At 38.5% G+C, this 21,976-nt stretch carries 20 protein-coding genes; 13 read left to right on the top strand and 7 right to left on the bottom strand.

Translation table 11 applies throughout. The features are described from left to right. Positions 1–89 precede the first annotated feature (89 nt). From FTU13_RS15515 to FTU13_RS15490, 6 genes are all read left to right on the top strand, one after another. A complete protein-coding gene (locus tag FTU13_RS15515) occupies positions 90–545 on the top strand; it encodes an Lrp/AsnC family transcriptional regulator (RefSeq protein ID WP_078189073.1) in 456 nt (151 codons plus the stop codon). Between the two features lie 320 nt (positions 546–865). After that, positions 866–2,032, top strand: coding sequence for an ATP phosphoribosyltransferase regulatory subunit (locus FTU13_RS15510; RefSeq protein WP_180085738.1), 1,167 nt, complete (start codon positions 866–868; stop codon positions 2,030–2,032). Between the two features lie 66 nt (positions 2,033–2,098). Then, entirely contained in the window at positions 2,099–3,418 is a 1,320-nt protein-coding gene (locus FTU13_RS15505) for an adenylosuccinate synthase (protein WP_078189071.1), read from the top strand. A gap of 192 nt (positions 3,419–3,610) precedes the next feature. After that, entirely contained in the window at positions 3,611–4,414 is an 804-nt protein-coding gene (locus FTU13_RS15500) for a M48 family metallopeptidase (RefSeq protein ID WP_078194387.1), read from the top strand. Positions 4,415–4,511: 97 nt separating this feature from the next. Beyond that, the gene (locus FTU13_RS15495) at positions 4,512–4,820 is read left to right on the top strand and encodes a hypothetical protein (RefSeq protein ID WP_078194385.1); all 309 of its coding nucleotides are present in this window, start codon (positions 4,512–4,514) and stop codon (positions 4,818–4,820) included. A gap of 112 nt (positions 4,821–4,932) precedes the next feature. Continuing rightward, complete coding sequence (locus tag FTU13_RS15490) at positions 4,933–5,712, top strand: M48 family metallopeptidase (protein ID WP_180128764.1); 780 nt, start codon at positions 4,933–4,935, stop codon at positions 5,710–5,712. 156 nt (positions 5,713–5,868) lie between these two features. On the opposite strand, the gene FTU13_RS15485 is transcribed toward FTU13_RS15490, so the two are convergent. The 3 genes from FTU13_RS15485 to FTU13_RS15475 form a co-directional block, all read right to left on the bottom strand. Beyond that, entirely contained in the window at positions 5,869–6,351 is a 483-nt protein-coding gene (locus FTU13_RS15485; protein ID WP_078194383.1) for a peptidylprolyl isomerase, read from the bottom strand. 136 nt (positions 6,352–6,487) lie between these two features. After that, complete coding sequence (locus FTU13_RS15480; protein ID WP_180128763.1) at positions 6,488–7,789, bottom strand: NAD(P)/FAD-dependent oxidoreductase; 1,302 nt, start codon at positions 7,787–7,789, stop codon at positions 6,488–6,490. A 103-nt stretch (positions 7,790–7,892) separates the two neighbouring features. Beyond that, complete coding sequence (locus tag FTU13_RS15475) at positions 7,893–9,206, bottom strand: D-alanyl-D-alanine carboxypeptidase PBP6B (protein ID WP_180085733.1); 1,314 nt, start codon at positions 9,204–9,206, stop codon at positions 7,893–7,895. Positions 9,207–9,386: 180 nt separating this feature from the next. Here FTU13_RS15475 and FTU13_RS15470 point away from each other — a divergent pair, with 180 nt between their 5' ends. Continuing rightward, positions 9,387–11,090, top strand: coding sequence for a M61 family metallopeptidase (locus FTU13_RS15470; protein WP_078194379.1), 1,704 nt, complete (start codon positions 9,387–9,389; stop codon positions 11,088–11,090). Positions 11,091–11,398: 308 nt separating this feature from the next. Then, the gene (locus FTU13_RS15465) at positions 11,399–12,796 is read left to right on the top strand and encodes an LA2681 family HEPN domain-containing protein (protein ID WP_257226773.1); all 1,398 of its coding nucleotides are present in this window, start codon (positions 11,399–11,401) and stop codon (positions 12,794–12,796) included. 46 nt (positions 12,797–12,842) lie between these two features. On the opposite strand, the gene FTU13_RS15460 is transcribed toward FTU13_RS15465, so the two are convergent. Together FTU13_RS15460 and FTU13_RS15455 are read right to left on the bottom strand one after the other, a co-directional pair. Beyond that, on the bottom strand, positions 12,843–13,871 hold the full coding sequence (locus FTU13_RS15460) for an ELM1/GtrOC1 family putative glycosyltransferase (protein ID WP_180103211.1): 1,029 nt from the start codon (positions 13,869–13,871) through the stop codon (positions 12,843–12,845). A gap of 141 nt (positions 13,872–14,012) precedes the next feature. Continuing rightward, positions 14,013–14,801 (bottom strand): rRNA large subunit pseudouridine synthase E, encoded by a 789-nt coding sequence (locus FTU13_RS15455; protein WP_078194376.1) that lies wholly within the window; start codon positions 14,799–14,801, stop codon positions 14,013–14,015. Positions 14,802–14,989: 188 nt separating this feature from the next. On the opposite strand from FTU13_RS15455, the gene icd reads away from it, so the two are divergent. Next, a complete protein-coding gene (icd, locus tag FTU13_RS15450) occupies positions 14,990–16,243 on the top strand; it encodes an NADP-dependent isocitrate dehydrogenase (RefSeq protein ID WP_180115314.1) in 1,254 nt (417 codons plus the stop codon). Positions 16,244–16,661: 418 nt separating this feature from the next. Next, positions 16,662–16,808, top strand: coding sequence for a hypothetical protein (locus FTU13_RS15445; protein WP_180128762.1), 147 nt, complete (start codon positions 16,662–16,664; stop codon positions 16,806–16,808). 301 nt (positions 16,809–17,109) lie between these two features. On the opposite strand, the gene FTU13_RS15440 is transcribed toward FTU13_RS15445, so the two are convergent. Beyond that, the gene (locus FTU13_RS15440; RefSeq protein WP_180128760.1) at positions 17,110–18,285 is read right to left on the bottom strand and encodes a YbfB/YjiJ family MFS transporter; all 1,176 of its coding nucleotides are present in this window, start codon (positions 18,283–18,285) and stop codon (positions 17,110–17,112) included. Positions 18,286–18,516: 231 nt separating this feature from the next. Next, positions 18,517–19,947, bottom strand: a complete 1,431-nt coding sequence (locus FTU13_RS15435) for a pyridoxal phosphate-dependent aminotransferase (protein WP_180128759.1) — start codon at positions 19,945–19,947, stop codon at positions 18,517–18,519. A gap of 228 nt (positions 19,948–20,175) precedes the next feature. On the opposite strand from FTU13_RS15435, the gene msrB reads away from it, so the two are divergent. From msrB to FTU13_RS15420, 3 genes are all read left to right on the top strand, one after another. Further along, on the top strand, positions 20,176–20,595 hold the full coding sequence (msrB, locus tag FTU13_RS15430; RefSeq protein WP_180004102.1) for a peptide-methionine (R)-S-oxide reductase MsrB: 420 nt from the start codon (positions 20,176–20,178) through the stop codon (positions 20,593–20,595). Beyond that, positions 20,592–21,080 (top strand): glutathione peroxidase, encoded by a 489-nt coding sequence (locus FTU13_RS15425; RefSeq protein WP_180128757.1) that lies wholly within the window; start codon positions 20,592–20,594, stop codon positions 21,078–21,080. Before msrB ends, FTU13_RS15425 begins: the two co-directional genes overlap by 4 nt. 112 nt (positions 21,081–21,192) lie before the next feature. Then, on the top strand, positions 21,193–21,702 hold the full coding sequence (locus FTU13_RS15420) for an energy transducer TonB (protein ID WP_180128756.1): 510 nt from the start codon (positions 21,193–21,195) through the stop codon (positions 21,700–21,702). Positions 21,703–21,976 lie beyond the last annotated feature (274 nt).

Here is a 21,976-nt window from a genome sequence, read left to right as displayed (position 1 = left end):
CATTTGGCAGCTATTTTATGGAAGATTGCTTTTATTGTGCAATGAAATTGCTAAAATAAAGATTATTGTGAAATTTAGTGCCTTTATTGATGGATCAGATAGATAAACGCATTTTGCAAGCATTACAGCAAAATGGAAAACTACAAAATAATGAATTGGCCCAACTAGTTGGTTTATCACCTTCGCCGTGTTTGAGACGGGTTAAGCAACTAGAAGATGAAGGCTATATTGAGAAATATGTGGCTTTACTGAATCAGTCAAAATTGAATTTAAGTTTAACGGTATTTGCGCGGATTTGGCTAAAAGGTCAAGATGCAAAAACCGTGAATGATTTTGTCGCAGCGATTCAAACGATGCCTGAGGTGGTTGAATGTCAACTCATGGCAGGGGATTGTGACTTTTTCTTACGTATCGTCGTGGCAGATTTAGAAGCCTATCGAAAGTTTCAGATTCATCATTTAACGCAGATTGCCAGTGTGCAAAATGTAAAAACAGAGATACCGTTACAGGCCGTTAAACAAACTACAGCGCTTCCATTGGATTGATGTTCGTGTCTTAAATTAAGTTATTGAGCCTGATCATATTTATAACTTTGTTTAAAACTTCATCTATAGAAAGTAGGATGCTTATTATTTTTTATCAAATGGTTAAAAAATAACGTTCACAGGATTTTAAAATATAAGCATAAACATATATTTAGTTGTAAAAATTAAAGCTGTTGATGAAGTAATGAATGCTGAAGCATCTTTTATGAAAAAGTCGTGTGCAAGCGTAAAACTATCGTGCTAAACTAGGAGAAATCGGGTGTGCTCCCGATTTTTTTATGCGGATTTGTTCCGCGCTGACAAGAATTTAGGTTTACAACATGCCCATTTCAGAGACATGGTTATTACCTGATGGTGTAGCTGATGTACTGCCAGAACAGGCGCAAGTGATTGAATCTTTGCGTCGTGAAGCATTAGATTTCCTCGCATCTCGAGGTTATCAGTTGGTGTACACGCCATTCATTGAATACATCGAATCTCTATCTTCTCTTTCAGAATCGAATCAAGATTTAGACTTAGCCACTTTTAAAGTGATCGATCAACTTTCAGGTCGTTTGCTTGGTGTGCGTGCCGATATGACACCACAAGTGGCTCGTATTGATGCGCATGTACATCCTGTCGAAGGTGTAGCTCGTTATTGCTACGCTGGTACAGTACTACATACTAAGCCACAGGGTTTTAATACCACACGTGCACCTTTACAGTTAGGTGCAGAATTATTTGGTTCAGACAGCATTGATGCTGACGTTGAACTGATTGATGTCATGATCAACTTGCTTGCTAAAGCAGGTCATGCAGATGGTATCCATCTTGATTTAGGGCATGTCGGTTTATTCCGCAGCATGGTGAAACAAGCTGGCTTGAGCAAAGCAGTTGAACGTCAGTTATCTGACTTGTATCAACGTAAAGCACTACCTGAACTTGCTGAATTCACACAAAGCCTTCCAAATGGTGCTGACTTCTATACATTAGGTCGTTTTGCAAGTGATTTAGATGCGTTACAAGCAAATTTAAGTGCTGAAGTTTTAAATAACGAAGCATTTAAACTTGCATTTGATGCAGTGAAATCGACACAAGCCGCAATTCAGGTGCGTTGGCCAGAACTACATATTGGTATCGATGTGGTTGAACTTCGTTCATATCACTATCACACTGGTTTAATGTATGCCGTATATGCGCCAAACCGCGCTGCGCCATTGGCTCAAGGCGGTCGCTATGATGGTATTGGTGAACACTTCGGTCGCGCGCGTCCAGCGACAGGTTTCTCTTGTGACTTATATGCATTAACTGCAGGTCAAGTTCAGAAAAGCCAAGTTTTGGTTGCACCAAAAGGCATCGAAGCAGATTTATTAAAGGCAATTGAGGCAGCACGTACCGAAGGATTCAGTGTTGTTCAATTGTTAGGTAATGATGATTTAAGCTCAGCACCGTATGCAACGCACCAGTTGGTGAATGCAAATGGCGAGTGGACAATCAAACAAATTTAATCTCGGATGTGCCTGCGGGCACACACGTTTTTTCCAATTTTAACAGCATGATGCAATGAGGCTATTATGGGCAAGAATGTTGTGGTACTTGGTACCCAATGGGGCGACGAAGGTAAAGGTAAGATCGTCGACCTGCTCACAGATCAAGCGGCTGCGGTAGTTCGCTATCAAGGTGGACACAACGCAGGTCATACACTTGTGGTTGGTGGTAAGAAAACTGTATTACACCTCATTCCATCTGGTATTTTACGTGACAACGTATTGTGCTTAATTGGTAATGGTGTTGTTTTATCACCTGAAGCTTTAATCCACGAAATGGAAGTTTTAGAAAAAGAAGGCGTGCCTGTACGTGAACGTCTACGTATTTCTCCAAACTGTCCATTGATCCTTCCACACCATATCGCACTTGACCAAGCACGTGAGAAAAAACGTGGTAATGCGAAAATTGGTACAACAGGTCGTGGTATCGGTCCTGCATACGAAGACAAAGTGGCTCGTCGTGCAATCCGTGTTGCTGACTTGGTTCGTGGTGGTGCTCATCTTAAAGCTCAACTTGAAGAGCTTCTTGAATACCATAACTTCCAATTGACTCAATTCTTCGGTGTTGAAGCAGTTAAAGTTGAAGATGTAATCGCTCTATGTGACGAATGGCGTAAAGTCATCGAACCTATGGTGATGGACGTTACTGGCGAACTTCATGCTTACCGTAAAGCGGGTAAGAAAATCATGTTTGAAGGCGCGCAAGGTTCACTTCTTGACGTTGATCACGGGACATATCCGTATGTAACTTCTTCAAATACAACAGCTGGTGGCGTAAGCTCAGGTTCAGGTCTTGGTCCATTACACCTTGACTATGTATTGGGTATTACTAAAGCGTACACAACTCGTGTAGGTGCAGGTCCGTTCCCAACTGAACTTGTTTATGATGCTGCTAACGATGTTGGTGATGCGATCGGTAAACACTTGGGTACTGTAGGTTCTGAATTTGGTGCGTCTACTGGCCGTCAACGTCGTTGTGGTTGGTTCGATGCTGAAATTCTACGTCGTTCAGTAGAAGTAAACTCACTTTCTGGTATTTGCTTAACTAAACTAGACGTTCTAGATGGTTTAGAAGAAGTGAAAATCTGTGTAGGTTACGAAGCAGCTGATTCTGGTTGTGTAGGTTCTTCTGATGCGCTTGCATTTGAAACTTTAAAACCAATCTACGAAACTATGCCAGGTTGGTCTGAGTCTACTTTCGGTGCGAAATCACTAGATCAATTGCCACAAAATGCAATTAACTACGTGAAACGTTTAGAGCAATTGATTGAATGTCCAATCGACATCATTTCAACTGGTCCAGACCGAGATGAAACAATCGTATTACGTCATCCATTCGACGCATAATGTTGTTGAATTAAGATGTAAAAGCCTCGCGAAAGCGGGGCTTTTTTATATAACGAAGAATACAACTTCAAAAAAGTTGATTAAATTTAAATGATGGAAAAATAAAGATTTTGAAAAAATAAGCATAAAAATATTGAGTCAGTCAATTTTTTGTATATATTTGACACTCTTTATAAATAACTAGAGATCATGATGAATTATAAAAAATCTTTGGCATGCTTTGCCGTAGCAGCTTCTTTATCAGGTTGTACCACGATTGCTGATCTTGCAGGTGCTGATTCTGCATCTTTGAACTTACAGGCAACACAGTCTTATAACGCAATGCTGAAAGACGCTCAGACCAAACAAGTGCTCGATACCAAGTCTGCGACTTATCAAAAAGTAAACCGTGTTTTCTGGAAAATGAAACCATTTGCAGATCAGATGAATCAAACGGGTCAGGCTTTTGATTGGAAAGTTGCCGTAATCAAGTCTAAAGAAATCAATGCCTATGTTGCACCCGGCGGGAAAGTTGTTTTCTATACAGGAATCGTCGAAACCCTCAAACTCACGGATGATGAAGTCGCAGCAATCATGGGTCACGAAATGGTTCATGCTTTAGAAGAACATGCAAAAAATAAAATTGGCGCTTCAGCACTGACCAATCTTGCGGTGAGTATAGGTTCACAATACGTAGGTAATGCAGCAGGTGGCTATGGTGCAACCTTGCTTGACTTGGGGAGTCAATTTGGTGTGGGCTTGCCGTATTCACGTAATTTGGAAAGTCGCGCGGATAAAGGTGGCCTAGTGATGATGGCAAAGGCTGGATACAATCCAGAAGCGGCGATTTCATTGTGGAAAAAAATGAATGCGAATGATAACAGTGGCAACGACGCACTGAGCAAATTTATGTCTACACACCCAAGCAATAATGACCGTATTGCTGCTATGCAAAAAATGATGCCGGAAGCGCAGCAATATTATAAAAATGCGACACCATCGAGTGTACGTCGTTAATATATGCGGTTTTCAAGACTAAAGTTGCATTTTAGTACGCTATACACTTTGTGGTGAGTTGCTAAAATGCAATTTGAATTAGGAAGAGAAGTGCAGGATGCAAAAGAATATTTCGACCACCATTTTTTATTCTTTATTATTTGCGATGGGGGGAGCACCCACTATTGCTATGATGATCATTCGTGCCCAAACTCAAGATCCACAATTAATTTATCAAGCCCTGATTGGGTTGTCGGTGATTATTGCCTGTATTCTTGTGCCCATAGTTTTGATACAAAATGCTGTCCTATTTTTTAAGCGAAAAAATGTGCAGTTAGAAGAAAAAATTAAGCCATTAATGCATGTGTATTTGGGCTTGAATGTGGTTTGTTTAATCTATTGGTTGGTTCTTCAATTTTCAGCTTAAAAAAATTACATAATTACTATTATAAGTCGCTATAACTTCGTTTTAAGCTCCGAACCATAAGAATATAATATCCATAAATTCACTTATATTTTAATGGTCTGGAGTATCCTTAATGAAAAAAATTATTCTAACGAGCCTGTGTATGGCCGGTGTAATGACGATTTCAAGCTGTGCGACAGTGGCAGATATGGCAGGAGCGGATACTGCTACATTGAACGCGCAAGCAACACAAAGTTATAACAAAATGGTGACAGATGCGCGTTCTAAAAATCAGCTCGATACCTCTTCGAGTACATATAAGCGCATTAATACTGTATTCCAAAAACTGCGTCCTTATGCAGACCAAATGAACCAAACGGGTCAAGCGTTCCAATGGCAATTGGCGGTCATGAAATCTGATCAAGTCAATGCCTTTGTCGCTCCAGGCGGTAAAGTTGTATTTTATACAGGTATCGTCAATAAACTGAATTTAACCGATGCAGAAATTGCAGCAGTTATGGGACATGAAATGGTCCATGCTCTTGAAGAGCATGCAAAAAGTAAATTGGGAGCGCAAGCCTTAACTGATCTTGCATTGAATATTGGTTTAAGTGCGGCAGGTAATAATGTCGGTCAATTGGGTACTGCGGCCGCGCAGTTGGGTAGTCAAATTGGTATAGGTCTGCCTTATTCACGTTCTTTGGAAAGCCGTGCAGACCAAGGTGGCTTAATGTTAATGGCACGTGCAGGTTATAACCCACAAGCGGCGATTACGCTTTGGGAAAAAATGAATAAGCTTGAAGGTGCGGGAGGTTCATCATTCTTATCAACGCATCCATCAAACTCACAACGTATTGAAGCGATGCGTAAAAATCTACCCGCAGCGCAGCAGATTTATAATCAACGTCGTTAATTCATAAGAATTAATTATCCGTTTTAAAAAAGCAGGCCGTGGCCTGCTTTTTTGTATTTAATAGTTTGAAAAGTTCTTATATGGCATACCTATATCAGGCGCAATAAAAAAGGCAAAGTAAAAACTTTGCCTTTTTGCATTAGAGATCAGAAGATCTTAGTGGTGGTGACCGCCTGCACCGTGTACGTGACCGTGTTCAAGTTCTTCAGCAGAAGCCTCACGGATTTCAACGATTTCAACTTCGAAAGTTAAATCTTGACCAGCAAGTGGAAAGTTTGCATCAACAACAACGTTGTCGCCTTCAACAGCTTTAACTGTCACGATTTGAACGCCATCATCAGTTTGAGCTTGGAATTGCATACCTGGTTGGATGTTGTCCACGCCTTGGAACATTTGAGCAGGAACTTCTTGAACGAGATCAGGGTTGTATTCGCCATAACCTTCGGCAGCAGGTACAGTTACAGTGAATTTTTCACCAACTGTTTTGCCTAAAAGAGCTTTTTCAAGACCTGGAATGATGTTACCAGCGCCGTGCAAATATGCTAGTGGCTCACCTTGAGATTGGTCGAGAGTTTCACCCTCTGCATTAGTCAATGTGTAGTGGAAAGAAACCACAGAGTTATTTGCAATAGCAGTCATGTTATTGATCCATTCAATTTTTTAAGGGTTACATCATAAAGTGAAATTGCACTTTTGTAGACTAAATTTATCAAAAAAATGCAATTTTTAAATGTTTATGATGATTTTTTCATTAATCGGGGCAAATCTGTAAATTTCAATGCAATTTAATTTTAGGCGCAATTTTTCGTGTAACAAAATCTTTAGCCGTTAATAGTCCTGCATGTGCGTAGCCGTAAATTGTGGCTTGATGCATACGATAAAGTGAAAGGTACATTGATTTGGCAACAAAGCCTTGAACATTGACCTGACCTAAAAGTTCACCTACTGCTTTATGTTTACTTAATGAGACTAAGGAACCTTTGTCTGAAAATACGAACATCGGGAGTTGCTGACCACGGATACGCGCCTTTAAGCAATCCACGAGAAATGACGCTTGTTGGCTAGCAACTTGAGCGCGTGGGCCGAGGACAGGCTCATCTGCACGCGGTTGGCAATGTGCACAATCACCAAACGCGAAAATATCTGGGTGTGCCTTAGTTTGTAGTGTTGCATATACACTCAAACGCCCCATACGGTCTTTTTCAAAGCCTTCAAGCTTCGAAATTACTTCTGGTGTTTTAATGCCTGCTGCCCAAACCTTCAGTTCAGCTTTAATTTTACTGCCATCATTAAAATAAACATGTTCAGCATCGACTTTTTCCACACGTTTAGATGTCAAGACTTCAATTTTCATGCGTTGTAATTGCTGCTGAGCATGCTCGGCCATTTTTTCAGGGAGTGCAGGCAGAATCCGATCAGCACCTTCAATCAAATTGATCTGTACGCTTTGAGGATGAATTTTATTTAAACCATATTTATAAAAATTATTTTTGGCTTCAACCAATTCTGCTGAAAGTTCAACCCCCGTTGCACCTGCACCAATAATGGCAATTTTCAACTCACGTGCTGTATTACTATTTTGTGCATCCAAATACAACTGTAAGAGATCTTGTTGGAAGATTTCAGCTTGTTGCAGACTGTCTAAATAGTGGCAATGTTCATACACGCCTGGCGTGTTGAAATCGTTGGAAACTGAGCCTAAAGCAAGAACAAGGGTGTCATAACTCAGTTGCAGTTGTTCTTGAGTAGATTCATATTTACCTTGTTGGACTTTGCTAAGCTGAATAGTTTTTTCAGCAGGATTGACATCTTCAAACTTAGCCAAGACAAATTCATAATGATGCTTCGCAGCATGCGCATAGTAGTTAATTTCTTCTTCGCTAACCGACATCGTCCCTGCGGCAATTTCATGCAAGAGGGGTTTCCATACATGCGTGAGTTTCATATCTACAAGGGTAATGCGCGCTTTCTTTTTTTTACCGAGTAAATCACCGAGTTGGGTGACCAGTTCTAAACCACCGGCACCACCACCGACAATGACAATATGGTGTAACTTGGAGTCATCAGCGTTATTCATTGAATTACCTATTTTATTATTGTTGAAAAAAAGAAGATGGCACGAGTATGCCATCTTCTTTTTTGCACGAATAACGAATTGTCTTACAAGTTACATAATCACATCATTGACCTAAAGGGTAGGTTTTAACTTCTGCTGCATCCGTATTAAAGATGCTAAAAAGACCTTTAATCCACATCATGAAACGCTCAAAAATATTGGCTTCTTCAATTTGCACGTCATCTTCGATATCAAAGGTATTGATCAGCTGATTATTTTGATAAACCGTAACGGTGGCTAATTTCATCACTTCAGCCAATGGCGCAGTGAGTTCTTTTTCATTTACTTCAACACTCAGTTTAGTCTGTGTTTCATGAAGTGGTTCAATGGCTTGAATTTGACCATTGCCAGTATTTAAAAGAATACGTTGCTGTGTAGGGTCAAAAGCTTTTAAATCGATGGCATAAGCTTGATCATAAAGTGAAGTTGTAATTAGTTTAGGTTGTTGAGTTTCCACCTTAAACATTTTCAAGGTTGATTTAACCACAGGTAATTCTGCAATTAATTGCTTATCTTTGATTGCAACTTCATTACGTGTATAGGTATAAGCCAAGTTCATGAGGTTGTGTGCTATTTCTGCACGTTTTAATCCACTTTTTGCCCCTAATACCACAACAATCAAACGACGTTCTGGCGCGTCAGGATTCGCGATCAAACGGTTGGCTGTTAAAGCTAAATTATAACCTGCAGCTTTAGTAAAACCTGTTTTTAAGCCATCAACGGTAGGATCTTGTTTGAGTAAAATATTAGTTGCATGGTGGAAACGGTGATTATAACTAAAACTTTGTTGTTTTGAATAATACAAATAGTCAGGTGTTTCAGTCACCAGTGCTTGCCCTAAACGTGCAAGGTCAGCCGCCGATGAATAATGTTCTGGCATGGTAATACCGGCTGGATTTTGAAAATTGGTATCATTCATGCCCAAAGCTTTAGCTTCTTTGTTCATGCGTTCAATAAATTTTGGAATATCACCAGAAATGCGTTCAGCTAAAGTCACAGCGGCATCATTGGCAGACATGACCACAAGACCTGCCAAAAGCTGATCAACTGAAATTTGTTCGCCTGCTTTGAGATACATTTGTGATTCATCCCATTGAACCACTTGTACAACTGGGGTTGCGGTTAGGATTTCATTTTTCTTTAAATGACCTGCTTTAATTTCCTTTAAAGCAATATAAGCCACCATCATTTTGGTAAGTGAAGCAGGAGCACGCTGAACATGGCTATTATGTTCTGCAATCACCTGACCCGACTGAGGGTCTAAAATGGTCCAAGCTTCAGCTTCCACGGTTTCAGGGACAATATTTAAAAGGGCAGCATTTGCTATCGTGGAGCATAGAAAACTAAGCAGCGCGATGAGGTAGATCACGTGTTTCAATGAGGTTCCTTAACCAACCATTCCGTTGGTGGTAAAACGAAAAAATTTTTAGGCATGCTATGCCTTTTTTTTTCTGCTGACTAGTCATAATTGTAGACAATTGCGACAGTTCCGCATTCAGTTGTAAAAAATGTTAATCTAATTGATAAGTTATCTTTTACTAATTTTATATCGCCCATTATGTTGCATTATCAAATCGAATTTGACGATTATCGTCAGCATCTAGTCCATGTCACTGCACGTTTCTTGGCAAATCCAACACAGGTGCTTTCTTTACCAACTTGGATTCCCGGAAGTTACTTAATCCGAGAATTTTCGAAGCATATCGAAGCTGTTCGAGCTTATGATGAAGATGGGCGTTTGTTACAAATTGAGAAATTTGAAAAAAATAAATGGCGCTTATTCAATACAGATCATGAGTTGATCACGGTTGAATATGATGTATATGCCTTCGATTTGTCGGTCCGTGGTGCTTATGTTGATCAAAGCCGTTTATACGTCAATCCAGCTTGTGCATGTTTAGGTTTAGTTGACCAAGAACATACAGCCATTGAGGTTGAAGTTTTCTTGCCACCCGAGTTAAAGCATTTCCAACTTGCGACAGGATTAAAGTCAAAAAGTTTAGTGAAAGGTCGTTATACCTTATATGCAGATAACTATGCTCAGTTGATTGATGCACCGTTTGAACTGGCGGAACAAACCCGTTTTAGTTTTGAAGCCAACGGCATTCCACACGAATTTGTGGTGTCGGGCAAACATGCTATGAACGCGCAGCGTATGCAGCAAGACATCGAAAAAATTTGTTCGACAGAAATTTCCATGTTTGGTTCAGCACCATTTAAAGACTATACCTTTATGACCATGGCAACGGCCAATAGCTATGGTGGTTTAGAGCATCCAAATAGTACAAGTTTAATTAGCCCGCGTGATGATTTGCCAAAAGCCAATGAACCTGTAGAGCCATCGGCAGATTATCAACGTTTCTTAGGGTTATGCAGCCATGAATATTTCCACTCATGGTTGGTAAAATTTATCCGTCCAGAAAACTTTGTGAATTATGATTTGAACAAAGAAGGCTACACTTCTTTGCTTTGGATTTTTGAAGGTTTTACATCGTATTATGATGATTTGATTTTACTGCGTAGCGGTGTGATTAATCAGGATTCTTATATCAAGCTTTTAAAAGCACAAATTGATCGCTATTTGCAAAATCCGGGTCGTGAAATTCAAACCGTTGCTGAATCAAGCTTTGATGCATGGGTGAAATTCTACCGTCAGGATGAAAACTCAAATAATGCAGGTACCAGTTACTATAATAAAGGCTGCCTCGTGGCGCTGTGTTTAGATCTTGGCTTACGCCTACGTGGTTCAAGTCTTGATGCCTTAATGCGTAAGCTATATGAAAACGCACAAAACGGCATTCAAGTGAATGAACGGACTATTTTCAATTTATGCAATGAATTGACGGGTGATGATTGGTTAGAACAAATCAATCATTTGATTAATACTACGGATGAATTGCCGTTAGACCAATTATTCCCTGAGTTTGGCTTGAGCTATACGCTTAAAAATGACAAATCATTGCCATTTGGTCTAAAACTTGCTGATAAGCCTGAAGGAATGTTGGTTCAGTCCGCTCGCCGTGATGGTGCAGCTGCAAAAGCTGGCTTGTCTGCGAACGATGTGATTATTGCAATTGATGGTCTAAAAGCAACCGTTAAATTGGCAGAAAAATATGCCAAGCAAGACGGAACTTATACCGTACTAGCATTCCGCCGTGATGAGTTGATGAGCTTTGAAGTGAAAGCGGCAGGTTCAGAATTAACTGAAGTTGAACTTAAAGTGGAAGATCAGGCTAAAGCGGAGAAGTGGTTGAAGGCTTAATTTGAAAAACATTTAAATTTCATGTAAAACCCATACTTAGTATGGGTTTTTTATTAGAAAAATTATGGAATTGGGGCTGCAATAATTAAATTCATTTGCAGGGTTGGTAGATGATTTATTATTGGATACAAGTCGAAAAGCTGAATTAATAAAGTGGTTTAATTTTCATTTTGATAACGAGTTCACTTTTACTGATGATGGCTGTAAAGGCTATTTTTACTATATTTTAGCGAATTGTAGTTCAGAAATTTATAAATATCAGGATGAGCATTGGTTTTCGAAAAACTTAATAACTACGGTTAATTTGTATGAGAAGTCATTATATATCCTTAAAAAAAACAAATGATAATCATGGATTATTATCATTTGTTTTAACAAATTTTGGGAATTTTTTATCTTCAATAGGGCGCAGTTTTTGTGCTCAATATTATTGGGATCAAGCAATAAAAATGGATAATAACCCTGTAGCGTTAGTTGCTAAAGCACAAGGTGTAATTTTTAGGTCAAGTCAACTGTATGACCAATCACATGTAAATATTCATTACTATTTTGCAAATCAGTTGATAAAGCAGGCATACATGAGTTTTGATGCTTTAGAAGAGGAACAGAAAATTCCGTTAAAGGAGACAGGTGATTTATATCATTTTACTTGTTGGTATCAAGAGCACTTCCAAGATACTGATTTTGATTATGTAAAAGAATATAAACAAAAGACAAAAACTAAGGCTGAGCTTAGGTATCTAGTTTGGAGTGCAGAAAACAAATTATTTTTAAATGACTTAAACGATTTATTTGAGGATGAAATTGTACTTCAGGACATTTTGGGGCTTCCTGATATGACCTATAAAATTAATTCGTCTTTGAGCCTTAAAGAAAGTCTCGTATATCATTCAAATTTTGATGAGCTTAGAAATGAATATACTTATGCTAGATTTTTAATTTTTCAAGCTTCTGAAATAAAAACGGATACTCAACATTTTTATAATAAAACCTATCCACATGTGTATGATACTTTACATGCAATTGATAATTTAAAAACATCACAAATGAAATCGGCTTTTAGAATTTTATATTCAATTTTTGACAAAATTTCATACTTTTTAGCTAAGTATTTAGATTTAGAAATGAATGATCGTCAAATTACTTTTTCAAAAGTTTTTGGATGGAATGAAAATAGAAAATTTAAGCCACGTGATAAACTGAAGGATTCAAAGAACTACTTTTTACATGCTTTGTTCTATATTTTAAAAGAAATTGAATCTGATCAGCTGAATGGTCATGATAAAGTGAGCGAATTAAATTCTAGAGAAAAAATTGAAAAGCCTAGATTATCAAAAATTCGTAACTGTCTAGAGCATAGGTCTTTTAGAGTTATTGATGATTTTGGATATGAATTAAATACCAAATTTGATATGACGTCAGAATTTGCATATCAGAACTTAAAAGATCAGCAGAATATTTTAATAGAACAAGGTGAAGTAGAGTCTTTTGAATATCTGGAAATCTTTGAAAAAATAAAAGAAAAAGAAATGAAAGCAAATTATATTTTAGAAATACCTTTATCAGAATTTGAAAGCTCATTAATGGATCTTGTTCGATTAGTTAGAAATTCTTTGATGTATTTATCTTTTGCAGTGCAGTTTGAGGAAAAGATGAAACCTCAACCCGAGGGGCTAATTTTACAGAGAGAAATACCATTAAAATAAAGCCCACATCTGTGAGCTTTTAATTTCTACCGTATAAAATCTTTAATTAATAGATAACAGCTTTTTTTGCATGACATTTATAAAAACTGAGTTCTTGAGATTTTGCCCTCAAATCTTCTGCAAGTTGTTGAGTCACGATTTGTTCAATATGCTGAGCATTTAATTTTGGTTTGATATATGCAGCTTCAGTTATCTGCCCAATAGTTTTACGTTGTATTAATTCGAGATCTAAATAATTTTGAATAATTTCATCTTTTTCAGAATATTCACGACAAACTGAAATAACAATGCGACCGGTTTGGATTGATTCGGATAACATCGTTGCACTATCTTCAGTAACAAAAATATATTCACTTCGCTTTAACACATCGCAAATAGAAGTTTTAGAACAAGTATTCACAAGCTCAATATTTTTATCTTTTAACATTTGAATCACATGTTCTGATAACGCAGGTGTTCTACGAGAACATACGACTGACGCCTGAATTTGATGGTGATCTGCGAATTGAACAAATTGCTGAATCATCTCTTCAAAGTCTTGATGGGTAAAAGGGTACTCTTTTGTCGGTCCACCAATTAACAGGCATGCTTCATGATTCGACGGAATATGCGCTAAGCGAGTAATTTTAGAAGGTACAGCACCTGTAGGAATAATGATTTGTCTACCAGAATGATCTTCTGGAATCGTCGTAATAGTCCAATCAATAAGTCGCCAATTAAATTTACGTGTACCGCCTGCATAAATAAGTGGGATATTGAAACGTTGAGATAAATAAGCGGCATAAATTAAATTAGGCATACCTGAACAGACGATAACGTCGGTATGCTCTAAATTTCTTGGTAAGAATTTAAAGTATAAACGCCCGAGCGTGCGAAACAAATTCGGGAAATTAGACAGTTTCTTAAAAACGCTCACTGTACGCTTAGGTAAAGTAGGAATTGCAAACTGCTCAGATTGTAGATAAAAGCGCTTCTCAATCATTTCACTCACAGCGAGAGCAGGATTTAAATGTCCAATTCGGTTGTCATGAATAATTAATACTTTGCTTCTATTGTGTGTAGATATGCTGCTCATTTTTGAAGTTCAAATAATCAACGTTTATATTGTTATAACTTATTATAGTGTCGAAATATGAAAATAATCTTAAATAATTGTTAGGTTTATAAAAAAATGTAAAGGCCTACGTAGATTGTAGGCCATTTTTGAAGCTTTTTATCAACGTCCGTTACGGCCGCGGCCACGAGGGGCTTTGGTATTCGGACGAGTTGTACCATTGGTACGGCGTTTTGGTTTTTCGCTCTCATCCATTTGCCAGATACGTTTTGTACCTGACTTTTTCACTGAGCCATCTTTATTCTTACGAACCATTGGCTTACCACCTGTACCGCCTGGTTTTTTCACATAAGAGCGCGAACGGTAAGGTTCTTCTGCAGGTACGTTTTGAAAGTCGGGGTAAAGTAAAGGTTCAATTTCTTTGGTTTCACCTGGTTCTAAACCCAATTGAACTAAATCGATGGCACCAATACGTGTACGAATTAAACGTAAAGTCGGGAAACCTACTGCTGAAGTCATACGACGAACTTGACGGTTACGGCCTTCGCAAATTTGGATTTCAACCCAAGAGGTTGGAATGTTTGCACGGAAACGTACAGGAGGATCACGATCCCATAACCATTCTGGCTGTTGCACTTTAATGGCTTTGGCTGGCAAAGTCATACCATCTTTTAGCTCAACGCCTTTACGTAATTGTTCAAGCGCTTCTTCTGTGATGTCGCCATCGACTTGCACTAAGTAGGTTTTGAACTTTTTATTTTCAGGATTGGTGATGTACTGATTTAAACCACCATGATCGGTTAAAAATACCAAACCTTCGGAGTCCATATCTAAACGACCTGCAATACGTAGACTAGGATCGTCCACGAAGTCAGATATGGTCATATGCGCTTCGTCTTTACGGAATTGGGAGAGCACGTCATATGGCTTGTTTAAGATGACGATTTTCATAGGAAATAACTTCTATTAAATACAATAATTCAAATTGGTTAAGATTTATTCAATAGGGAAATGCAGCTATTTCCCATCTAAATCTCAAAAAAGGTAGATTTGCTTTAGAGTATTATGCGTGAAGCGCAATTAAAAGTCTTATCAAACAGCAATTATTTTTCACTCGCTTCTCAGGGAGGATCATAAAAATGGGTTATCAGAAGATCGTCGTTCCAGTGGATGGGACAAAAATTACAGTAAATTCAGACTTATCATTCAATGTTCCCAATAATCCAATTATTCCATTTATTGAAGGCGATGGTATTGGTGTTGATATCACTCCAGTGATGAAAACCGTGGTGAATGCCGCAGTACAAAAAGCTTATGGTGGAAAACGTGCTATAGAATGGATGGAAGTCTATTGTGGTGAAAAAGCCAATAAAATTTATGGCACCTATATGCCCGAAGAAACCTTTGAGGCTTTACGCGAATTTGTGGTTTCAATTAAAGGGCCGTTAACGACGCCTGTCGGTGGCGGTATTCGTTCGCTTAATGTTGCATTACGTCAAGAATTAGACCTCTACGTCTGTGTGCGTCCTGTACGTTGGTTTAAGGGCGTTCCTTCACCCGTTCAGCATCCTGAACGTACAGACATGGTGATCTTCAGAGAGAATTCAGAAGATATCTACGCAGGGATTGAATGGAAAGCAGATTCGCCTGAAGCCAAGAAAATGATCAAATTTCTTAAAGAGGAAATGGGTGTTACTAAGATTCGTTTTGAGGAAAATTGCGGTATCGGTATTAAGCCTGTATCTAAAGAAGGTTCTCAGCGTTTGGTTCGGAAAGCTATTCAATTCGCCATTGATAATGATAAGCCGAATGTCACCTTGGTGCATAAAGGCAATATCATGAAATATACCGAAGGTGCGTTTAAAGAGTGGGGTTATGAAGTCGCACTTGAGCGCTTTGGTGGTGAATTGCTAGATGGAGGTCCTTGGGTCAAAATAAAAAATCCGAAAACTGGCAAAGAGATCGTGATTAAAGATGCGATTGCAGACGCTTTTTTACAACAAATTCTCATGCGTCCGACCGATTATTCAGTCATTGCTACTCTAAATTTAAACGGTGATTATATTTCAGATGCTTTGGCGGCCGAAGTTGGCGGTATTGGTATTGCACCGGGTGCCAATATTGGTGGCGCTGTGCAAGTATATGAAGCGACACATGGCACAGCGCCTAAATATGCGGGTCAAGACAAAGTAAACCCTGGGTCTATTATTCTGTCTGCAGAAATGATGCTGCGAAATATGGGCTGGACTGAAGCGGCAGATCTAATTATTAAAGGTATTGCGGGGGCGATTGAAGCCAAAACAGTGACCTATGATTTTGAACGACTCATGCAAGGTGCAAAACTCTTGCGTTGTTCGGAGTTTGGACAAGTCATCATTGAGCATATGGACTAAGTTTATTTGCTAATCTAGGTGTAAAAAAGCTAGATGTATAAAAAGGCTAGGTAAAAAGGACTGAATGATTCAGTCTTTTTTATGGGGAATAATTAAAAACACAGAATCATAGCTTATCAATACCATTCAAAAAACAGCAATCAAAAGATGACTTCACGCAATCAATCAGATGGTCTGGCATGCTTGTCATGTTACTAAAAGTTTAAAACCACACTATTCGAGTGAACTTAGGTAATGCAGAAAATAGAGGGAGATTGATTTCAAAATAATTATTCGCCTGAGATATTACAATGACGTAATTCGAAACATTTATCGGGTTGGATCCTTAAAAATTAGCGGTACATTGGTTGTTGTCCTTTAGTAGAAGTACACCTAGCAGCAGTACATTGCGATATTTGTGATGAAAAGGAGAAATGAAATGTCTCGTAAACAGCATCAACAAAACCAACAATCTGATCACCAACAGCAGCAAAATGATCACCAACAGCAACAGCAACAGCAACAAGACCAAAAGAAACAGAAACAACAGCCGCATCAACGAAATCAGCGTCAACAACATCGTTAATAGGCGAAATACTTTGTGAATCAAAGTTCATTTGGCCGAATGGTTGTTAATTGATCGAAATTTAAGTTTTATACGTAGACGAGAAGGAGATGAATTTGTCTAAGAAAACCAAATCACTTAAAAAGGAAATTAAAGCGAGGTTGAACAAAATTTCAAATCATAATTCTGCTTTGAAAAAGTTAAAGAAAAAGCTGAAAAAAGCTTAGTCCATTCACGATTTATCAAAAAGAAAAGACCTATTTAAATAGGTCTTTTCTTTATATACATGATTGGTGATGTAGTTGAATGTCTTGTGATCTACCTAGACGAGATGCTTACTTAATTTTGCTGTTCGAGTGAACCAAAAGAGTTGCATTGTTCCAATGCAGAGTACGCATGCGGCCAAAATAAATTGCTGTGAATAATCAATACCAATTCGCTGTAAAAAACTAAAGCTTATACCACCGATTAATTGAATAGATGCAAAGCACAGGGTTGCAATACTCCAGAGCTTTTTATAGGCGCTACCATAGATTTGCAGAATGGTATAAGAGGTGAGAAAAACCACTGCTGGATTGAGCAGGCCTGTAGCAAAAGAAGATAAAAAAGTAAAAAGTGGATGGATATTAATAATTGCTATAAAAATCGCCAAGACATAGCTGCTATATAATATTTTAAGAGCACTAATATTTCCCAGTTTTTGTGCCAAGCAGTAAGCAGCAAAGGCTCCTAAAGCACTTCCTAGACCATATAAAATCCAATTGAAATTGATCCCGATCGGGCTCAGGTGTAGGGTGTGAGTTAAATAGTCAATCCAAAATAATGAATGGGGCACGTAAGCAAATGCACTGGTGCTATACACAATTAAGAGACAATAGAAAATTCCATCGACTTTATGTTCTACTGCAGGAATCGCGGTGAGTGTTGTGAGCTGTAATTTAAAACTCTTCAAAAGCACGCTGAGTAACATACAAATCAGGCTTGAAAAAGAAAACAAAATCAACCAAGCCCACATTGTCGAAATATCTTGGATGTAAGGCAAAAATAGCGTTGCCATTAACACCCCTAAGCCAATACCACTGAAACCAATAAAGTTGATTTTAAAGCGGTCTTGAAGCTGTGAACATTGGGCCACGACACTTGGGGAGAGGATCATTAGTAAGCCGCCGCTGATCCCTGAAATAACGCGCCAAGTGCTATACCAAAGTTCTGAAAAACCTGAAAATGCACAACTGAGTAAACTGAGTGTCCCTGCAATAGCTGCGAGTTGGATATAATTCACCATGCTTTTATTTTGGGGTAATTTCATGGCCCAAAATGCACCGATCAAGTAGCCGAGCAAATTGGCACTGCCTAAGATGCTGGCAAAACTTGGGCTCCAACCAAATGCTTCACGGGTTGAAGGGAGGAGTGCGGTATAGGAAAAACGTAATATCCCGATGCCTAGGCACATGCTTAGACAGAGAAATAGGCTCAGTTTAATTTTGTTAGAGAACATCCTGTACTCATGTATTTTTATGATTGGTTAAAAAATAACATGAATAGGCTATAGAAAAATCAACAGATCTTAAAGTTTTGACTAAGGTCTAAGCTAAAAATTAATTCTTAAAAATTTAACTATTCAAAAAGATAGCTGTGGTGTGCGTACAGTAAGAAATCAAATTTAAAGATACAGTAATAAAAAAACCGTACATGGCGTACGGTTTTATATTTTTAAAGCACTTATGAATTAACGCATTTTCGCCAAGAAACGACCTAAACGAGTGAGTGCTTCACGTAGTTCATTTTCAGCAGGCAAGAACACCACACGGAAATGATCAGGTGTCGGCCAGTTAAAGCCCGTACCTTGAACCAAAAGCACTTTTTCAGCACGGAGGAAATCTAGCATGAATTTCTCATCGTCTTGAATTGGGTAAATTTCAGGGTCCAGTTTAGGGAAGCAGTACATAGCACCCTCTGGTTTCACACAAGACACACCTGGAATATCATTCAACATTTCCCAAGCAATGTTACGTTGTTCATATAAACGGCCGCCCGGACGGATGAGATCATTAATTGATTGATAACCGCCTAAAGCTGTTTGAATCGCATATTGCGCTTGGTGGTTGGCACAGAGACGCATCGACGCCAACATGTCTAAACCTTCAATATAGTCTAGTGCACGTGATTTATCGCCTGTAATTGCCATCCAGCCTGAACGGTAACCGGCAATTCGATACGCTTTAGATAAGCCATTGAAAGAAATACACAGCTGATCGCCCGCCAATGAAGCAACAGAGACGTGCTCAATACCGTCATAAACGATCTTGTCGTAAATTTCATCAGCAAATAAAATTAAGTCGTATTTCTTCGCAAGAGCTACAATTTGCTCAAGCACATGACGTGGGTAAACCGCACCTGTTGGGTTGTTCGGGTTAATCACCACGATACCGCGGGTATTCGGGGTGATTTTACTTTCCATGTCGGCAATATCTGGATACCAGAAATTTTCTTCATCACATTTATAGTGAATAGCTGTACCGCCAGAAAGGTTAACTGCTGCTGTCCAAAGCGGATAATCTGGCATAGGCACTAGCATTTCGTCGCCATCGTCGAGCAAGCCTTGCATTGCCATCACGATCAGTTCAGATACGCCATTTCCGACATACACGTCATTCACGTGCATGTTTAAGATGCCTTTTTGTTGATAATACTGACAAATCGCTTTACGCGCAGGGAAGATGCCTTTTGAGTCGGTATAACCAATTGCATTAGGCAGGTTGAGTGCCACGTCGTTAATAATTTCTTGAGGTGCTTCAAAACCAAAAGGAGCAGGGTTACCAATATTTAATTTAATAATTTTATGGCCAGCCTCTTCCATCTCATTGGCCGCTCGTAACACTGGTCCGCGAATGTCGTAGCAAACATGCTCGAGCTTAGACGATTTCTTAATTTCGCGTGGGGTGTTAAACGTATTCGGCATTTTTATATTCTCGGAAAGAGTGGAGGTCACTTTTGCATAACGGTATAAATAGCTTTTAAATGTCTCGGTCGTTACTAAATCGAGATGATGTTCGTCTCTGAGTAAAGTAACTATTTTTTCATGCGTAAACCCTGCCTGTTGATATTGTTTGATCACGGGCAGCAGATTTTTAAAAATTACGCTCTTTTTCTGCGACATTTTTTAATCCTGAGCAAGAGTAGCGCTAAGATTATCACTAAAGGTGCTCACAAAAAAGCATTTAATTTTGTATTTTGCTCACCACGATTTTATATTTGCTTACTTTTTGCTTTTTGGGTCATTATATAGATTTTGTAAATTGTTGAATAAAGACTAGAAATTTAAGATTGAATGACGTAAATATAGGATTATCCTATTTTAAATACCACGATATAAAGGGACGTCATCATGGGAAAACTCAATAAAACAGAAAGAGAATGGCAAAGAGAATTGTCGCCAGAAGAGTTTCGCATAACGCGTCAGAAAGGCACGGAGCAAGCTTTCACTGGAAAATATTGGAATACGAAACAAGCTGGCACGTATGTATGTCGTTGTTGCGGGGAACCGCTTTTTTCTTCTGAAACAAAATACGATAGCGGTTGTGGTTGGCCGAGCTTTTATAAGCCGATTGAACCTGCTGCAGTAGAAGAAAATGTAGATACGACACACGGTATGGTCAGAACAGAAATTGTTTGTCATCATTGTGACGCACATTTAGGGCATGTTTTCCCTGATGGACCACAGCCGACTGGATTGCGTTATTGTATTAATTCAGCATCCTTAGAATTAGAAACAAAACAAAAAAATGATGAGGAAACTTATCCATGACCACCATTCACCAGTTTGAAGCAGAATTACTGGACGGAAGTAATAAATCCTTTGCAGATTATGAAGGCAAAGTTTTATTAATTGTAAATACCGCTAGTAAATGTGGGTTTACTCCTCAATTTGCTGGTTTGGAGAAAATTTACGAACAATATAAAGATCAAGGTTTTGAGGTTTTAGGTTTTCCATGCAACCAATTTGGCGGACAAGATCCGGGTTCAAATGATCAAATTGGCGCATTTTGTCAAAAAAACTATGGCGTATCTTTTCCGATGTTTGCCAAAGTGAATGTAAAAGGCCGTGAAGCGCATGTGATTTTCCGTTATTTAACCAATAACTCGAAAGGCGTATTGGGAAATGGCATTAAGTGGAATTTTACGAAGTTTTTAATTGGAAAAAATGGTCAGGTCTTAAACCGCTATGCACCCACGACCAAGCCTGAAACATTGAATGAAGATATTGAAAAAGCTTTAGCTCAGTCAAAATGAAGTGAATTATTGGCCGAACTGAGGTTGATATAAAGGCGCGGAAGCGTCTTTATTTTTTGGATGTTTTATACTGAAGTGTCTTTATTTGAAGGTCATAACATTGTTTAAGCAGATGGTTAAACGTCGAATTTGTGTTTTAACGTTTTTTTTACTCGTATGTGTGGGGTTAGCTTGGGCAGATAGCACTCCAAGTGCATCTGAACCTACAAAAATGTCTGTTGTTGCAAGCAATCTAGACCGTACTACAGATGCTCGGGTCAACGCATTATTGCAATTGTTAAAAACACCTATAAAAGAATACCAACCTACGCGTGTTGCAGATGTAATTGATCCACATGTAAAACCGAAAATGTATGAAGTTTCTTGGGTAAATGCACCGCAATATGTGCTGTCTGCGTCTGAGATGAAAACATATAAACAACCTGTCAAACTACAGCTTACAGTAATTGCTGCAACAGGCTATATTGGTGGCTCAAAACTCATTGCAAGTTCAGGCTCTAAAAACTTTGATCAAAAAGTACAAAAATCCTTATTAGTTGCACGACTTGAACCTATTCCGATGGTTGATAAAAATCTCAGTTATACCGTTGAACATGAATTTGCTCTTCATCCACCTCAATAAGCTTATAGCATAAGGCAAATTTTAAGTTCCATAAATGATCTGTTATTACTGGTGCATCTAATTGATAATGAAAGATATTACTTTGCAACTATCTAAAACCTTTCAGATGTCTGCTTATCTATTCGCTTTACAACAATCCGTTATGACCATACTTATTTTTCATACAGCGTTTAACACTGAGCGAACCTCGAACATTTAAATTGGGTGGTACATTTGATTTCTAATAGTGTTCAATGATTTCTCAATGATTGTTTATAAGTAATTATTGCTAGAT

The organism is Acinetobacter sp. YH12064, assembly GCF_013419735.1.
Classification (GTDB): Bacteria; Pseudomonadota; Gammaproteobacteria; order Pseudomonadales; family Moraxellaceae; genus Acinetobacter; species Acinetobacter amyesii.
Note: the sequence above shows the minus strand (reverse complement) of the source record. Positions and strands in the feature narration are given on the sequence as shown.

Bases quoted from the DNA above. Each gene is read 5' to 3' on its own strand.
- FTU13_RS15515 (WP_078189073.1), top strand. From the start codon at position 90: ATGGATCAGATAGATAAACGCATTTTGCAAGCATTACAGCAAAATGGA.
- FTU13_RS15510 (WP_180085738.1), top strand. From the start codon at position 866: ATGCCCATTTCAGAGACATGGTTATTACCTGATGGTGTAGCTGATGTA.
- FTU13_RS15505 (WP_078189071.1), top strand. From the start codon at position 2,099: ATGGGCAAGAATGTTGTGGTACTTGGTACCCAATGGGGCGACGAAGGT.
- FTU13_RS15500 (WP_078194387.1), top strand. From the start codon at position 3,611: ATGAATTATAAAAAATCTTTGGCATGCTTTGCCGTAGCAGCTTCTTTA.
- FTU13_RS15495 (WP_078194385.1), top strand. From the start codon at position 4,512: ATGCAAAAGAATATTTCGACCACCATTTTTTATTCTTTATTATTTGCG.
- FTU13_RS15490 (WP_180128764.1), top strand. From the start codon at position 4,933: ATGAAAAAAATTATTCTAACGAGCCTGTGTATGGCCGGTGTAATGACG.
- FTU13_RS15485 (WP_078194383.1), bottom strand. From the start codon at position 6,351: ATGACTGCTATTGCAAATAACTCTGTGGTTTCTTTCCACTACACATTG.
- FTU13_RS15480 (WP_180128763.1), bottom strand. From the start codon at position 7,789: ATGAATAACGCTGATGACTCCAAGTTACACCATATTGTCATTGTCGGT.
- FTU13_RS15470 (WP_078194379.1), top strand. From the start codon at position 9,387: ATGTTGCATTATCAAATCGAATTTGACGATTATCGTCAGCATCTAGTC.
- FTU13_RS15465 (WP_257226773.1), top strand. From the start codon at position 11,399: ATGAGAAGTCATTATATATCCTTAAAAAAAACAAATGATAATCATGGA.
- FTU13_RS15460 (WP_180103211.1), bottom strand. From the start codon at position 13,871: ATGAGCAGCATATCTACACACAATAGAAGCAAAGTATTAATTATTCAT.
- FTU13_RS15455 (WP_078194376.1), bottom strand. From the start codon at position 14,801: ATGAAAATCGTCATCTTAAACAAGCCATATGACGTGCTCTCCCAATTC.
- icd (WP_180115314.1), top strand. From the start codon at position 14,990: ATGGGTTATCAGAAGATCGTCGTTCCAGTGGATGGGACAAAAATTACA.
- FTU13_RS15445 (WP_180128762.1), top strand. From the start codon at position 16,662: ATGTCTCGTAAACAGCATCAACAAAACCAACAATCTGATCACCAACAG.
- FTU13_RS15440 (WP_180128760.1), bottom strand. From the start codon at position 18,285: ATGTTCTCTAACAAAATTAAACTGAGCCTATTTCTCTGTCTAAGCATG.
- FTU13_RS15435 (WP_180128759.1), bottom strand. From the start codon at position 19,947: ATGTCGCAGAAAAAGAGCGTAATTTTTAAAAATCTGCTGCCCGTGATC.
- msrB (WP_180004102.1), top strand. From the start codon at position 20,176: ATGGGAAAACTCAATAAAACAGAAAGAGAATGGCAAAGAGAATTGTCG.
- FTU13_RS15425 (WP_180128757.1), top strand. From the start codon at position 20,592: ATGACCACCATTCACCAGTTTGAAGCAGAATTACTGGACGGAAGTAAT.
- FTU13_RS15420 (WP_180128756.1), top strand. From the start codon at position 21,193: ATGGTTAAACGTCGAATTTGTGTTTTAACGTTTTTTTTACTCGTATGT.